At 61.7% G+C, this 15,122-nt stretch carries 10 protein-coding genes and 2 pseudogenes; 1 reads left to right on the plus strand and 11 read right to left on the minus strand.

The annotated features are described in order from the left end of the window. The 5 genes and pseudogenes from AC3A5Z_RS20790 to AC3A5Z_RS20810 all read right to left on the minus strand — a co-directional run. Positions 1-2,057, minus strand: a 2,057-nt coding sequence (locus AC3A5Z_RS20790) for a cadherin-like domain-containing protein (protein WP_487521187.1), incomplete at its 3' end; no start/stop codon positions are given. Between the two features lie 240 nt (positions 2,058-2,297). Next, the gene (locus AC3A5Z_RS20795; RefSeq protein ID WP_487521188.1) at positions 2,298-3,167 is read right to left on the minus strand and encodes an alkaline phosphatase family protein; all 870 of its coding nucleotides are present in this window, start codon (positions 3,165-3,167) and stop codon (positions 2,298-2,300) included. A 168-nt stretch (positions 3,168-3,335) separates the two neighbouring features. Then, positions 3,336-3,644: pseudogene (locus tag AC3A5Z_RS20800) on the minus strand (IS3 family transposase); the annotation flags it as partial. A 75-nt stretch (positions 3,645-3,719) separates the two neighbouring features. Next, positions 3,720-4,921, minus strand: a pseudogene (locus AC3A5Z_RS20805) (IS256 family transposase). A gap of 1,347 nt (positions 4,922-6,268) precedes the next feature. After that, the gene (locus AC3A5Z_RS20810; RefSeq protein WP_487521189.1) at positions 6,269-7,522 is read right to left on the minus strand and encodes an MgtC/SapB family protein; all 1,254 of its coding nucleotides are present in this window, start codon (positions 7,520-7,522) and stop codon (positions 6,269-6,271) included. A gap of 209 nt (positions 7,523-7,731) precedes the next feature. Here AC3A5Z_RS20810 and AC3A5Z_RS20815 point away from each other — a divergent pair, with 209 nt between their 5' ends. Next, positions 7,732-8,580: a universal stress protein gene (locus tag AC3A5Z_RS20815; RefSeq protein WP_487521190.1), complete on the plus strand. Its 849-nt coding sequence runs from the start codon at positions 7,732-7,734 to the stop codon at positions 8,578-8,580. Positions 8,581-9,205: 625 nt separating this feature from the next. Here AC3A5Z_RS20815 and AC3A5Z_RS20820 read toward each other — a convergent pair. From AC3A5Z_RS20820 to AC3A5Z_RS20845, 6 genes are all read right to left on the minus strand, one after another. Then, positions 9,206-9,781 carry a DUF1349 domain-containing protein gene (locus AC3A5Z_RS20820; RefSeq protein ID WP_487521191.1) on the minus strand — a complete coding sequence of 192 codons (576 nt, stop codon included), beginning with the start codon at positions 9,779-9,781 and terminating at the stop codon, positions 9,206-9,208. A 314-nt stretch (positions 9,782-10,095) separates the two neighbouring features. Continuing rightward, positions 10,096-10,908, minus strand: a complete 813-nt coding sequence (locus AC3A5Z_RS20825; protein WP_487521192.1) for an SDR family oxidoreductase — start codon at positions 10,906-10,908, stop codon at positions 10,096-10,098. Positions 10,909-10,996: 88 nt separating this feature from the next. Next, on the minus strand, positions 10,997-11,404 hold the full coding sequence (locus AC3A5Z_RS20830; RefSeq protein ID WP_487521193.1) for a cyclophilin-like fold protein: 408 nt from the start codon (positions 11,402-11,404) through the stop codon (positions 10,997-10,999). 18 nt (positions 11,405-11,422) lie between these two features. Next, complete coding sequence (locus tag AC3A5Z_RS20835; RefSeq protein ID WP_487521194.1) at positions 11,423-12,628, minus strand: (R)-mandelonitrile lyase; 1,206 nt, start codon at positions 12,626-12,628, stop codon at positions 11,423-11,425. Positions 12,629-12,741: 113 nt separating this feature from the next. Continuing rightward, positions 12,742-13,803, minus strand: a complete 1,062-nt coding sequence (locus AC3A5Z_RS20840; RefSeq protein WP_487521195.1) for an alpha/beta hydrolase — start codon at positions 13,801-13,803, stop codon at positions 12,742-12,744. A gap of 79 nt (positions 13,804-13,882) precedes the next feature. After that, positions 13,883-15,067: an MFS transporter gene (locus AC3A5Z_RS20845; protein ID WP_487521196.1), complete on the minus strand. Its 1,185-nt coding sequence runs from the start codon at positions 15,065-15,067 to the stop codon at positions 13,883-13,885. Positions 15,068-15,122: the final 55 nt, after the last annotated feature.

Raw genomic sequence — 15,122 nt, forward strand, 5'->3', positions numbered from 1 at the left:
TCGACGTCAGAGAAGCTGATACCGGTGATTGCCGTGGCGCTGTCCTCGGTCACGGCAAGGCTGACAGGAGCGCTGACTTCGGGCGCGTCATTCACGGCCGTAACTTCAAGCGTCACGGTGGTGCTGTCAGTCGACGCACCTCCGCTGCCGCTGTGGCCACCATCGTTGATGCTGGCGGTGAGGGTGACATCGCCGGTGGCATTCGCTGCGGTGGTGAAGCTGACGCCGCTGGCGGCAATGAAGGCGTTGATCGCCGAGAGCGTGCCGGTGAGGGTCAGGGCGCTCGCGCTGCCGCCAACGGTGACGCCGCTGCCGGTGGTTGCGGCAAGGCTGCCCGAGGGCACAGAGAGCGTGACGGTGACGGGGGAACTGCCCGCATCGACGTCAGAGAAGCTGATACCGGTGATTGCCGTGGCGCTGTCCTCGGTCACGGCAAGGCTGACAGGAGCGGTGACTTCGGGCGCGTCATTCACGGCCGTAACTTCAAGCGTCACGGTGGTGCTGTCAGTCAACGCACCTCCGCTGCCGGAGTGGCCACCATCATTAATGCTGGCGGTGAGGGTGACATCGCCGGTGGCATTCGCCGCGGTGGTGAAGCTGACGCCGCTGGCGGCAATGAAGGCGTTGATCGCCGAGAGCGTGCCGGTGAGGGTCAGGGCGCTCGCGCTGCCGCCGACGGTGACGCCGCTGCCGGTGGTTGCGGCAAGGCTGCCCGAGGGCACCGAGAGCGTGACGGTGACGGAGGAACTGCCCGCATCGACGTCAGAGAAGCTGATACCGGTGATTGCCGTGGCGCTGTCCTCGGTCACGGCAAGGCTGGCCGGAGCGGTGACTTCCGGCGCATCATTCACGGCCGTAACTTCAAGCGTCACGGTGGTGCTGTCAGTCAACGCACCTCCGCTGCCGGAGTGGCCACCATCATTAATGCTGGCGGTGAGGGTGACATCGCCGGTGGCATTCGCCGCGGTGGTGAAGCTGACGCCGCTGGCGGCAATGAAGGCGTTGATCGCGGCCACCGTGCCTGTGAGGGTCAGCGCGCTTGCGCTGCCGCCGACGGTGACGCCGCTGCCGGTGGTTGCGGCAAGGCTGCCCGAGGGGACAGAGAGCGTGACGGTGACGGGTGAGCTCCCGGCATCGACATCGGAGAAGCTGATACCCGTGATGCCCGTGGCGCTGTCCTCGGTCACGGCCAGGCTGGCCGGAGCGGTGACTTCGGGCGCGTCATTCACCGCGGTGACACCGATAGAAAAAGTCTTGTTCGTAACGCTCGCCGTGCCATCGGTCACACGGAAGACAAATGTGTCGGAACTCGTCTCACTGCCAGAGTGCATGTATTTAATGCGACCCGCGTCGATATCGGCTTGCGTGAATGTGCCGTTGACGGCGCGGGCCTCGCCAGCGTCCACCACCCCATCAGAGTCAGCATCCACGAAGAGCGTGCCATTGGCGGTGGCGGTCGTCACGGTATAGACGCGGCTGGCTGCAACTGTGTCGCTGTCGGCGGTAAAAAGCTCTGCCGCGGTGATTGTGTCGAGCCCACCCTCCGCGACGGTGGATCCGGTGTTGACCTGCACGACAGGCGGGCTGGAGCCGTCGGCAAGGGTAAAACCTACTGTCTGGCTGAGAGAGACCCCTGGCTGATACCCGAGCAGGAAGAAGCCGCCGGAAACGAACCCTCCGTTTGCGCTGCCTGAAGCGGGATCGAGCGTCATGTTGACGCCGTCCATCATGCCGCTCGTCCCGGTCTGTGAGATCGAGGTGATCGAGCCTGCAGATTCATCCGCCACGCTCTTGATGGTGTACTTCAGCGCGCCAGCCTGCTGCGTTCCGGTGAAACTGACGACGAAACCCGAAGCCGTCACGTCGACCGAGATCGTCCCGGTCAATGTTTGCGGGTAGCCTCCGCTGGTAAAAGTATAGGTGATCGGCTGAGAAACGACTTCGGCGCCAGGCGCTACAGTGAACGTGGTTGTGAGAAGATCTACATCATTCAAAGTGTCGGCGTAGTTGGAAAAATTGACTACCAGCGTTACCTGTTCACCGAGAAGAGACGCCATTTCCGAGCTCCAGAAGTTATTATTTTGGTGGGTTATGAAGCTCAGCTTTCAGCTTGGTGAGGCGGAAGTGTGGCAGGATGCGAAAAATATGCACGACGAGCGAACGCCTCGGGCTGATCCGGCGGCGTCAGTGCGTTCGGACTGTCACACCGTCGTTTGGATACCCAACCGTTTATCTGAATAATCCCATAGACAGGCGTCCCGCTCAGAGACCATGTTTTGTGGGCATGGCATTCCAGGCTATCGTGAGAAAGCCTTGCTCAGCCGCGAACGCCAGCTTGGGACGGGCGCGACCTCGGCTTGCGCTGTGTGCGCACTGATGGGTTCACCGCGATGACGGATGAGAAGTGGGACAGTGGTCGTCATCTCGTGCATCATGCCGTGCGCCCAGAGACCGTCTTCCCCCCAACAATCGCCATGATCCGCACAGATCAATATGGTGCCTTCAAGATGCTGCTCAAGCAGCCCTGCCAGGCGTTGGTCTACAAACTCCGCGCAGGCGATCTGACGGCTGCGGCACTCAGATGATCGATCGATGGTTTGGAAAGGCTTGCAAGGATTGTCTTTCGCGGACCACGAAGCGCCGTGGTGCCAGTACGGCACATGGGTCTCCCCAACATTCAGAAACGTGAATGTCGGACCCTCCGCCGCTGCCAGTTGAGCGTCCAGAAATGCTAGTTGACGGTCGAGGTTATGCGGCCCTGCATACAGGTAGTGCTCAAAGCTTTCCGTCAGATGCAGACCACCAGGGGTCATCCGATCAAACCATGGCATGGCGCCTGAGCCAATGGTGGTGTACCCGAGGTTTTTGAAGCCCTCTATTATGTCACGGCCAGAAAGTTCGTAGCCCTCAAAGCCCTTACTCGAGAATTCCTTGCCGCGCAGCCGAAACAGCTTTCCGAACTTAGGATTGAGGAAGGGCTGTGCGAGTTCCGCGATGCCCGGGGTAAAGCCGACAAACATGGCAGAATGGGAAGCGTAGGTAAAATAGCCCGGCGACCGCGCTCTGTGAAGCGGACCGATCGCCTTCATGTTCGGAAGATCGGCGTCGCGAAAACTATCGAAGCGACATGAGTCCAATGTGATGAACAAAACTCGATCGGTTGTCATGAATGGATCCAAGTAAGGCTTTGCAACGGCTTCATAATTTCCTCAGGGTTTCTCTAAGTGAGAGACAATGGCCTCGGTTTGACGTCGACCTTATTGCCTGCGGCAGTTGGTGAAGTCCAGAGCCGGGACTTGGATGTGTGAGCTGCTGCCGGCTTCGTGGACACCGGATTAGGTTTGCATAGCTCGGTCCTCAAATGCCATGGGGCTGAGATACCCCAGCTTCGAATGTCGTCGCCACGGATTGTAGAAGCGCTCGATGTAGTCGAACACGTCGGCGCGGGCGGCATCACGGCTGCGATAAACCTTGCGGGCGGTGCGCTCGGTTTTCAGCGACGAGAAGAAGCTTTCCATCGCCGACTTGTTCCATACGTTCCCGGCTCGGCTCATCGAACAGCTGATGCCGTTGTCGGCCAATAGACGCTGAAACTGCTCACTGGTATATTGCGACCCTTGGTGCGAGTGATGCAGCAGCGCGTCGGCCTCGGCCTGATGACGTCCCATCTGATGGTGTAGCTGACCGCGGGCTTCGTGCTCGGAAGCTGGTCGAGCTGGTCAGTCGCGCTGCGCGGCAGGCAGGCTGACGGTGAGATCATCGCAGACCGGAGCGACGGTTTCCGCGTCAGGTATCGGTAGCGCTGGACGGTCCATTCCTCGGTCTGCTCCATCAGGATCGCGCCGACCAGGCGACGGATCGAGGCCTCGTTTGGAAAGATCCCGACGACGTCGGTGCGCCGCTTGATTTCACCGTTGAGACGCTCGATCGGATTCGTGGAATGTAACTTGGCGCGGTGCTGGGCGGGAAAGGTCATGTAGGCCAGCACATCCTCCTCAGCCGTGTCCATGAGCGTGGCGAGTTTCGGCAGCTTGGGCCGCATCTGGTCGGCCACGAGCCGCCACTGCGCCTTGGCCGCCGCGTGATCCGGCTGGGCGAAGGCTGTGGCGATGAAGGCGGAAACCACCCTGCGGCTGTTCTTGCCGGCATGCGCCAGCGCATTGCGCTGGAAATGGACCCGGCAGCGCTGCCATGTGGTGGACAGCACCCGGGCTGTGGCAGCCTTGATGCCCTCGTGCGCGTCGCTGATCACCAGCTTCACGCCGGAGAGCCCGCGGCGCACGAGGTCGCGCAGGAACTCGGTCCAGAACGGCTCGGCTTCCGAGGCTCCAATGGCCATGCCCAGGACTTCACGTCGGCCATCCGTGTTCACGCCGACGGCGATAGTGACGGCGACGGACACGATGCGCCCGCCCTGGCGGACCTTGAGGTAGGTGGCGTCGATCCAGAGATAGGGCCATTCGCCCTCGATCGGCCGCGTTAGGAAGGCGTCGACCCGCTCGTCGATCTTTTCGCAGAGCCGGCTGACATGGCTCTTGGAGATCCCGGTCCCGCCCATGGCCTGCACGAGATCATCCATCGCGCGGGTCGAGACGCCCTGGACATAGGCTTCCTGGATCACGGCCGTCAGCGCCTTCTCGACCGAGCGCCGCGGCTCGAGGAAGGACGGGAAATAGGAGCCGGTGCGCAGCCGGGGGATACGCAGTTCCACGCTTCCGGCACGCGTCTGCCAGTCCCGGTCGCGATAGCCGTTGCGCTGTGCCAGGCGCTCGCTGCTCTTCTCGCCGTAATCAGCGCCAGTCTTGGCGCCCACCTCGAGCTCCATCAGCCGCTCGGCCGCGAAGCCGATCATCTCGCGCAGCAGGTCCGCATCAGCGCTCTTCTCCACCAGCGCACGGAGGTCCATCATGGGTTTGGTCATCGGGGGCATTCCTCGGTTCAGGTTGGCTCAGCAACCCGACCCTACCGAAAACCCGATGACCACCGCACCGCCGCCCGCCCGCTACGACGCTTAATGTGAGCGGGCGGCGGTGCTACCGGCGAGCTACACCATTCGAAGGGACGTCACCCCCTGCCCTGCATGGTCCAAGCCGTGAAGGAGCACTGCCTCAGCCCTGCAGTTTGCCAGTAATGCCTGGCCGGGTCGTGGATTACGGCATGCGATATTTGTCTAAACATGCTGACAAGGACGGACCCGCGCTCCTCTTCCCAGTCGTGGATGAGACCCGCGGCCACCGCCGTAGCTGCAGCCCGCGGCAGAGGAGCACCTCAGGCCGACGAGGAGCCGGTGCATTCGGCCGGCAGCCTCCGCAATCGGCCAATCGGCCGAAGACAGGACGGCCGCTTATAAACCTTCCAGGGCTCGATCGAGGCAGAACGGTGCCCAAAATCCGCGGATTTGTAACGGGACGTAACAGCCCAGGAAGCTCCAGGTTACAAGCAAACAATTGATATCATATGAAAAAACCGATTTGTAACGATGTAACCGGTGTAACCTCCCAGTATGTATATCTATGGATGTGCATGTGGATGGGGGGAGGGAAGGGAAATGACACAAATACACAGAATATACCTATCTATAGGTTACATTGGTTACATATCTATAAATAGCTTTAGAATCATATGGATGCATGTAACCGAGATTTTGTAACGTCGTGTAACCGGGCCAAATCGGTTACACGATCTGCTCGCCACGGTCCTTCAACATCATGCGAGGCCCTTCTCCAGCCATACACTGATCGCGCGCGGCTGCTTTCAATCCTGATCGGCGCCACATCTTTCGACCGGGCGCTCGCGATCGGGCTGTTGCAGTCCATGCCCGAGGGGCTGACGCTGGACGAAGTTGACACCATCATCCGGTTTCGGAGCGATCATATCGGGCAGGAAGCAGTGCGCGAAATCGTTGAACGCCGGGGGCTGCCCGTTGCCCTGTCCGTCTCTTCTGAGGGGCTGCCGAAGAACGGGACATAGCTTGCACTCGAAGACACCTTTGACTTGCCTCCATCAAGACATGTCTCAGATTTATCTTGACCGACGGTGAAAGGCGCTGTAATGTCATCTCATCCTCGACGAACACGAAAGAGGATGCAGACACGGCAACCGTGGATGCTAGGTGCGTTCGCCGCCGGGTAGGCGGCTTAGAAAAGACGGACTGATAGATTGAGTATGCCGCCGGACAGGCGGCGAGCGCGGGGAGGATGATCTCCTGGATCTCTCCCCGCGCTCACCCAACCTAACCACTCTCAGACCTGGACCAGCCGCGCCCAAGTTACCCAGACCAACTGTAGCCTGCCGTTGCCGCTGCGATTGCCGAGGCGCTGCCCAATCCGACCCGAAATCCAACCGCTGCACCGCCAGCCCAACTTGCCATGCAGGCCTTCGCGGCTGTGTTCACGGCCACTGCGAGCAGAATGGCATCGCTAGCAAGCGCCGATCCGGCATCCATCCGCGCCATCGAAAGTGTAATCGCGTCGACGTCGCCAATGCCTGCCATTGCCGCAACCGCAAGGACACCAGCATCTCCCCATGCCGCCTGCAGCATTTGAGCACATGCCATTATCAGGACGATGAACCCGGAGAGTCTGAGGGATGTGGCGACTACCAGAGGGTTTGCGATCGTCAAGCCGCCGCGGCGGTCGTTTGTCTTGAGCTTCGTTCTGAATATGAAAAAGGCGGCGCTGGCTGCCAAGGTTAGGGTTGCGGCACCGAGCGCCGGAGCGAGCGGCGCGAGCAGGGAGGAATTAAGGGCGGAGGCGACGATTGCGACGCGCAGTGTCATCACTGAACCGCTGATGAGAATACCCCCTGCAAGAAGGTCGACGGCGCCAGATTGCTCACGGCTTAAGCGGGCGAGTGCAAGCGTCGTTGCGGTGGAGGAAGCCAAGCCGCCGGCAACGGCAGTGAGGAGGATCCCCATCGTCCCTCCAAACATCCGAACTGCGATGTATCCCGTGAACGATATCAGTGCCATCAGGATGGCAAGAAGCCAGACTTCTCGCAGATTGACGGTTCCCCATGGATCTATGGGTCGGTTCGGCAAAAGTGGAAGCAGCAGGAAGGTCATTACAAGAAGAACCAGCCCGGCTCTAAGTTCGGACCAGGTAAGCGCTTCAAGCCAGCTATGCAATTGGGTGCGCAGTGCCAGAACCACCGTCATGGCGACGGCTGCGGCGATGGCCACGCTGACAGTCCCGACGATAGCCATGCTCCCCAGAAGAAAAGTTAGTAGCCCCGCCACAAGTGTGGTGGCGCTGAGAGTGCCCTTCGTCCGTGCCTCCAGCCAGGCGAACGCCCCGAGCGCTAGCCCGAAGCTGAGAAAAACGATGCCAACAATCGGCGGGCCCAGATCCAGGCTCAGCACGCCGGCGACCCCTCCCATTAGCCCAGAGAGTCCAAACGTGCGAAGCCCGGCTGCACGGTCGTTGTCTTCCTCATCCCGGGTTTTCCAGCCGCGCTCGATCCCCACCATCAAGCCGATAGCCAACGCCACTGCGAGCCTGAAGAAAATGTCCAAATCTTGCATGAACGGGTCTCCGGATTTTCACTATTTCCCAGTTCCACATTAGGACGGCACCGCTCAGCCACCCCTACTCATTCTAACGCGCCGCCACCGCCCCTATGGGGCATCCACAGTGAGGTTCGTATCCGGCGCCAGGGTAGTTCTCGACTCTTCGAAATTGGTGTAGGGTCGTTACAGACCGGCCAAGCATCTTCTCAAGAGAGTGTGCTGCCATGCGTTACAAATCCATTTTGACGGTAGCAACGGGTGCAGACAAGCTTGAGCCTGCGCTCACGGGGGCCTCGCGCTTGGCGTTGTCGGAGGACGCTCACCTTGAACTACTGGCAGTCGGGGTCGATTATACGTCGATGGCGTATTACGACATGGGGATCGCTGCAGCAGCCCTTCAAATGGCGCACGATCAGGCCCAAACAAAGGCTGTGCAGATCAAGGACGCTGCGCGAACGGCTCTCGAAGGTCAATCATCGGGCTTGCGGTTTTCTATCGAGCCCGTCGTTGCTCAGCTCGGCGGATTGGCAAGTTTGGTCGCAAGTCATGCGCGTTTCTCGGATTTGGTGGTGCAGGCACTGCCATATGCCCCAGGCAGGCCCGGCGAAGACGAAACTGTCGTCGAGGCCTCGCTGTTTGATGGACAGGCGCCGGTCCTTGCCCTTCCTGCCGGCGCGTCAATATCCCACGATATTGCCACACACATCGTCGTCGCTTGGAAAGAGTCCCGCGAGGCCTTGAACGCCGTGCGTCGAGCCATGCCCTTTCTGTTGAGAGCCCAGAACGTCAATATCGCGATCATTGATCCGGGCGTTGGCAGCACTGACGGAATAGAACCCGGGGCAATGCTGGCCCAGATGCTGGCCCGACATGGCATTTCCACGGATGTCACGCTGCTTGCGCGGACGCAGCCACGGACTTCCGATATCCTTGCCAATCACATCCGGGACATAGACGCCAGCCTGGTGGTCATGGGCGCCTATAGCCACTCGCGTTTGCGCCAAGCCATCTTGGGCGGCACCACGCGGAATATGCTAAAAATGGCGGAAGTCCCGGTCTTTCTAGCGCATTAATATGTGTTGAATCCAAAGTTGGCCCCTTCTGCTATTCCCTTTTCGAGTGCGGGATGCGTCGCAACACGAAATCGGATGCAGGAGATCCCGACGATGGTTAGGTCTATGGTATCGGCTACGACTATACGGTGAACCAACGCTGGTCGGTGGGTGCCGAACTGCTGCGCCACACTTGGGAAGCGTTCGACGACACCAGCACCGACGCAGATGCGGCCACGCTGCAGGCGAAGGTCGAATTTCGGTTCTGACTGCTGCCAAATCGACGATCCGGAGGGGCGCCGAGCGGCCCACGCCCCTTCTTCATGTCCAAGGCGGCACCTGCCGAAGGCGGGGCGATTTTACCGCAATACGAACGATGCGGCATCGGAGGCCCTCGCGGTCAGTTCTCTCCTGTGCGTTCGGACGCATCGCGCTCCCATTTGGCCGCAATAGGCATAGCAAGAGGTTCAGACACCGACGGCGCGTCGTGGCTGAACTCTTGGGTCCGGGCCGCTCGCGCCATTCCCTTTCGATGACTTAATCGGCTGCGCCGCGATGGACCGTGGCGTGTCTGGTGAGACAGGCGGCGGCGCTGCGTTACGGGCGCGCGTCCAAAGCAATTTCCTTCACCGCGTTGCGGGCTGCGTCAGGTCAGATCATGCAGCGCCTTGCCGAGCGGCGCCCGTATCTGAAACTCCGAGAACCGCACCTTCAGGCCATCCCCCTCGGGGCTGCAGCACATAGGGCCAACAAGATAGCTCGATGCCTGTGGGAACGGGCAAAGACGCAACAGCGGCCACCGCGCCCCGTCCTGTGACCACTGCAAACGCAGGACTCCGTTTGCGACGGTGACCCGCAGATGGAGCTTGGAAGCACGCCCATGGTGGACAGAAGTTGCCCAGTCCGATTGACCGACCGTCAACACGCTTCCGAGACAAGCCTCGCCGTCGGACAGCTCGATCCCCGCCTTGATCCACGTGGTCTCGTCCACGCGCACCATGATTCCGGCTTGGTCGTAAAGATCAGTATAGTCACCCTCGATGCACAGAGACGCCGTAAAATCCCCCTCCCTGCGAGACCCGAAGAAATGCCCGGAGTCGCGGGTGAAGGCATAATGGGTGTTCCGCCAAAAATCCGATCCCGTGTCGGTTGTCATGGCCAGAATATCGTCGGTGATCGCCCAGTTGCGCGGCTCATTCAGCCAAGTGCATGTCTCGAACAAGGATGTCTCCTGTAGGGATGCCTGTCGGGCAGTCGCGTGTCGAGCTGCCGCGCCTCATGCTGCAGCTGCTCCGCCTGACGAACCTTGCCTGCGCCATCTCGCTGCGGCAAGTCCGAGCGTCCGGTTTCAAGCCGCGTCACGGCGTTATCACTTACCTGAACGGCCGGTTTGAGCCAATTGCGGCATACGCCACCTTATCGGATGCCTAATGTGCCGACTTGGTTCGGCGGGCCTCAGCATCTAGCGCGAGCGGCCTTGGTTCTAGCTGTAGCGGTTAATAAAAAGCGCGGAGGCCGGAGCCGCCGCGCGTAGGATCACATCTGCTGAGCGGTAGGACGGAAGATGATCTCGTTCACGTCCACATCCCCGGGCTGGCTGATCGCGAAGGCCGCCATGCGCGCGAAGCTGTCGGCCGAGATGCCGACCTGCGCCACGTAATCGCTGTTTGCCGTCTTCACCGCCTCGTCGGAGATCTGCTCCAGCAGTTCGGTCCTGACCGCACCGGGGCACAGGATGGTGCTGCGAATGTTGTAAGGCTTCGCCTCTTGGCGCAGACCTTCGCAAATCGCGCGGACTGCGAACTTGGTGCCGGAATAGACCGCTGAGGCCGGGAAGACGAGGTGGCCCGCCACCGAGGACGTGGTGATGAACTGCCCCGATTTCTGCATCTTCATGTGCGGCAGCGCGGCGGCAATGCCATGCAGCACGCCCTTGATGTTGACGTCGATCATCCGGCTCCACTCTTCGACCTTCAGGCTTTCGATCGCCGAGAGCGGCATGATGCCTGCATTGTTGATCATCACGTCGATGCGGCCGAACCGGCTGACGGCGGCCTCGACCAGCGCCTGAACATCCTCCAGCTTGGTGACGTCCGTAGCCTTCGCGAGCGCCTCGCCGCCGGCTGCCGAGATGTCCGACACCACCGCGTCGAGCCGGTCCACTCGGCGAGCGCCGAGGACCACCTTGGCCCCTTGCTGTGCAAGGTGCCGGGCCGCCGCCTCACCCATGCCGCTGGAAGCGCCGGTGATGACGATGATCTTGTCCTGGATGTTGTTACTCATGATTGTCTTCCGATGTTTGGGTTTAACGGCGAGATCGAACCGCCAGTTGAGATGCGGCTGATCCACGGCGATCGGGCTCCGACGGACCCGCGCCTTGTGCCGAATGGCTTAGAAATGGGGTCAGGGCAGGCACACGTGGTGCCTGAATTAGAGATTACTCCGCCGGTTCGATCCGCACGAAAACGGGGTCGGCATTGTCGAAGATCGACACGTCGTCCAGCACTTGGCCCAGGATCACGATGCCCGGAGGGGGCACACGTCCGTCGCGGTAGTAGATGACGAAATCGCCCGTGCTCCACAGCCCCAAGGTTCCAACTGTAAAGTCGCGCTGGCGCTCGCCGGATGGCAGGCTTCGCGGCAGATCCCCGGTCTTTTCCTGTCGCAAGTGGTCGCTCATTGGCAGGTCCAGCGGCAGCATCGCCAGCAACGCCTGCGCGGCAGCGGTGTCGTTCAGCTCGGCCGTGACGGAGCCAAGCGGGCTGGTGATGCGAATGCGGTCTTGGGCCATGGCTGGTAATCCGGTGCTGAGGGTAAGGAGCAGGGTAAGCGTCGTGCCGCGCATCCTTTGCGTTCCTTTCCGTTACCGTGACCCGCAGCCTACCGAAGGCGGGATCTGATCGTCTGCAACGAGATCCATCCAGGTCGTCCCAACACCGTCCAGGCTTTCCAGGATCGCGACATGGGCCATGCCCTGATCCGACGTGGCACCGTGCCAGTGACGGACCTCGGGCGGGATCTGGACGATGTCGCCTGGCCCGGCGGTGAGGATATCTTGGCCGTCGGATTGGATCAACGCGCAGCCTTGCGTGATATAGAGCGTCTGGCCAAGAGGGTGGCTGTGCCAGGCGGTGCGGGCGCCGGGCTGGAAGGTCACAAGCGCGCCGCTGAGCCTGGCGTCGCCCGGCGCCTCGAACGATGGGCCAACGGTGACAGTGCCGGTGAAATTCTCGGCTGCCGCCTGGAAGGTCTCACCCTCGGCCGGCACGACGGTGATGGTGGCTGGCGCTTCCTGTTCGGCCTCGTCGGTTGCGATATGGCCGCGCGCCTCGAAGACCTGCCGCATTGGCGTCAGCGCCGAGAAGCTGCGAGGCCAGCCCGCGTAATAGGCCAGTTGGTGGGGGATCTCGGCGGCCTCTTCGAAGGTCAAACCGCTGTCCATCGCGCGGATCAGGTGGAAGGGCAGCTGTTCGGCCTGTCCGTTGGCAATCAATGCCGCCACCGTCACCAGCGAGCGGTCTCGGGGCGCAAGCCCCGGCCTGCGCCACAGATCGGCAAACAGCACCTCGTCCGTCGCGTCCGCAAGGCCCGGAGACACCGGACGCGCGGTTTGATCGACGCTTGCCAGACGCGCAGCCTCGGCCTCGTCGTCATAGGGCAGCAGGTCGGGATCAAGCGTCACATCTGCAGTCATCCCGCGATCGGCCAACACGGCCGCGATGCGGTCGATCGCCGACAAGGCTACGGGCCAGCCGGCATAGAAGGCCAGATGGGTAACAACTTCGGACAGCTCCTCCGGCGTCACACCGCTGTCGAGTGCCGTGCCGACATGCCGGTCCAGCTGGTCTGTCCGCCCTGTTGCGACAAGAGACGAGACGGTCAACAGCGCCCGGTCGCGCGTTGATAGGCGGTTCTGGTCAGCCCAGAGCCGATCGGACAAGACCTCTTCAGTGTAGCGGCCAAGTTGTGGGGCGATCTGTGCGACCGCGTCTGGGATGGCGGCTTCTTGCGCATGCAGGGGCAGCGCATAGAGCGTGGCAAGGGTGATGGCGTGAGGCAGACGTGTCATGTCGATGCTTCCATTGATGCAGGGCGTTCAGGCCCTGTCGGCAGTTTCAGGCCTTGCTTCCGAACCTCTTGCGGTTCGGAGCAAGGCCGACGGTTTGCCAGTGCAGTGGGGCTTTAGGTCAGATGGCTCGCGAAGAACGCTGCCAGCCGGTCGAATGGAATGACGTCGGTCTGATCATAGAGATCGACGTGATCCGCTCCGGGGATGATCATCAGTTCCTTCGGCTCGGCGGCGGCAGCATAGGCGTCCTCGCTGAAATACCGCGAGTGCGCATTCTCCCCCACGATGAGCAGCATCGGGCGAGGCGCGATCTCGGCGATATAGGTCAGGATCGGCATGTTCATGAACGACAGCGGGTTCGTGACGGTCCAGCCCGTGGTCGAGTTCACCGAGCGTTTGTGAAAGCCGCGGGGCGTCTTGTAGTAGTCGAAATACATCTGCGTGACGGGATCGTCGATGCCGTCGAGGCTATCAGGAAGGCCTCCGGCCAGCGCAGGTGTGCCCGTCTCGGCGTCCGCCCATCGCTGACGGCTCATCTGCTCCAGCCCCTTGGCGCGCTGCTCAGGAGTCATGGCGTCATAATAGCCCCGCGCCATCACCCGGGTCATGTCATACATGCTGGTCGTGGCCACGGCCTTCACACGCTTGTCGACGGCCACTGCGTTCAGGGCCATGCCAGCAAAGCCGCAGACTCCGATGATCCCGATGCGCTCACGATCGACCTTGGGGTGCAGTCCGAGATAGTCGACCGCAGCACTGAAATCCTCGGTATTGATATCGGGCGATGCCACCTGCCGGGGCGAGCCGCCGCTTTCACCTACAAAGGACGGATCAAGGGCGATGGTTGCATAGCCGCGCTCTGCCATCGTCTGGGCGTAGAGGCCTGCCGACTGCTCCTTCACCGCGCCAAAGGGTCCGGCGATGGCGAGCGCAGGCAGGCTACCGCCCGTGCGGTCCTTCGGGAGATACAGGTCGCCCGAGAGGGTGATGCCATAGCGGTTGGTGAAGCTGACCTTCTGATGGTCAACGCTGTCGCTCTGGGGAAAGGTCTTGTCCCAATCATTCGTGGCTTGTGCGGAGGCCTGCCCCGGCACCACAGATGCGGTGGTCAGTGCGGCAAGGCCGACCCCGGTCAGTTGCATGAGGGAGCGGCGATCGATTGTAGGGTTGGTCATTGTGATACCTTTCAGGGAAGTTTGGCGTGATCCCGAGACGCCCCGGGGCGGGATTGACCTTGCTCAGCGCGAAGCTTGCTCAAATGGGCTTCAGAAGGCGCCGACCGTTGCCGGTCACAGCCAGGGCAGCCACGGCCAGTGCGACACTGCCCGCGAGGGTCGCATGGATGGACAACCCGTCCAGCAACAGACCACCCAGCACCGCCCCCAGCATGATCGAGGCCTGAACTGCGGCGACCATCAGGCTGCCGGCAGCCTCGGGTGCGTCATCGACGTTGCGCGACATCCATGTCATCCAGATCACCGACATGGCCGTGTTCATCGCGCCCCAGATCGCCAGCACGATGCCAGTGCCCACCACCGAGCCGCCCAGCAGAAGCAGCATGAGCGTGCAGCCACCCATCACCAACGCGGGCAGCTTCAGGAGCGGGGCGACCTCGGGTCCGATCAGCCGGGCTGCTCCCCATGTGCCCAGAAAGCCAGCCCCACCCAGAACCAGCAGCAGGGCCGACAGGGTGGTCACGTCCGCCTGTGTTACCTGCTCCAGAAACGGGCGCAGATAGGTGAACATCGTGAAGGCCGATCCCCAGGACAGCGTGGCCGCCAGCAAGCCGCGCGCAAAATAGCGGCGGCGGAGCACCGCCAGCAGCGCGCCGAAATCTCCGCGCCGAGCCGCGGGAAGCGAGGGCAGCGATGCCGCCAGCCACATCAGGTTCAGTGCGACGATCGGCACCAGCGCCCAGAAGACCTCGCGCCATCCGAACAAGCCACCAAGATAGCTGCCGAGAGGGGCGGCGAAGGCTGCGGCGATGGCTTGACCGCCATACATCAACGCCAGCGCGCGGGGGACATCCTCCTTAGGCACCAGCCGCATGATGACGGCTGTCGCCAAAGCCCAGAAGCCGCCGATGCACAGCCCCAACAGGGCGCGGCCGATGATCAGCACCGTAAAGTTCGGCGCCAGTGCGACCAGGACGAGTGAAACCAACATCAATCCAGTGATGCCGAGCAGCACGCCCTTGCGGTTCAGCGTTCCAGCAACCGTGGTAATGAGTAGGCTGGCGACAACAGCAAACAGCCCGCTGATCGAGATCGCCTGCCCGGTCTGCCCGGTGCTGGCCCCCAGCCCCTCGGCCATAGGGGTCAGCAGGCTGACCGGCATGAACTCCGAGGCGATCAGCATGGCGACGCAGAGCGACATGGCCAGCACCGCGCCCCATGCGGCACTGCCACGGGTTCGTGCTTCTGTAAATGTCGTGTCCATGTGGGCCTCACGAGTGTTCGGGTTGGCCTCAAGTTAGATCAATGCGACCAGCGCA

The organism is Cereibacter sp. Soil_C_27 (assembly GCF_057657095.1).

Bases quoted from the DNA above. Each gene is read 5' to 3' on its own strand.
- AC3A5Z_RS20835 (WP_487521194.1), bottom strand. From the start codon at position 12,628: ATGACACGTCTGCCTCACGCCATCACCCTTGCCACGCTCTATGCGCTG.
- AC3A5Z_RS20845 (WP_487521196.1), bottom strand. From the start codon at position 15,067: ATGGACACGACATTTACAGAAGCACGAACCCGTGGCAGTGCCGCATGG.
- AC3A5Z_RS20795 (WP_487521188.1), bottom strand. From the start codon at position 3,167: ATGACAACCGATCGAGTTTTGTTCATCACATTGGACTCATGTCGCTTC.
- AC3A5Z_RS20840 (WP_487521195.1), bottom strand. From the start codon at position 13,803: ATGACCAACCCTACAATCGATCGCCGCTCCCTCATGCAACTGACCGGG.
- AC3A5Z_RS20810 (WP_487521189.1), bottom strand. From the start codon at position 7,522: ATGCAAGATTTGGACATTTTCTTCAGGCTCGCAGTGGCGTTGGCTATC.
- AC3A5Z_RS20830 (WP_487521193.1), bottom strand. From the start codon at position 11,404: ATGCGCGGCACGACGCTTACCCTGCTCCTTACCCTCAGCACCGGATTA.
- AC3A5Z_RS20815 (WP_487521190.1), top strand. From the start codon at position 7,732: ATGCGTTACAAATCCATTTTGACGGTAGCAACGGGTGCAGACAAGCTT.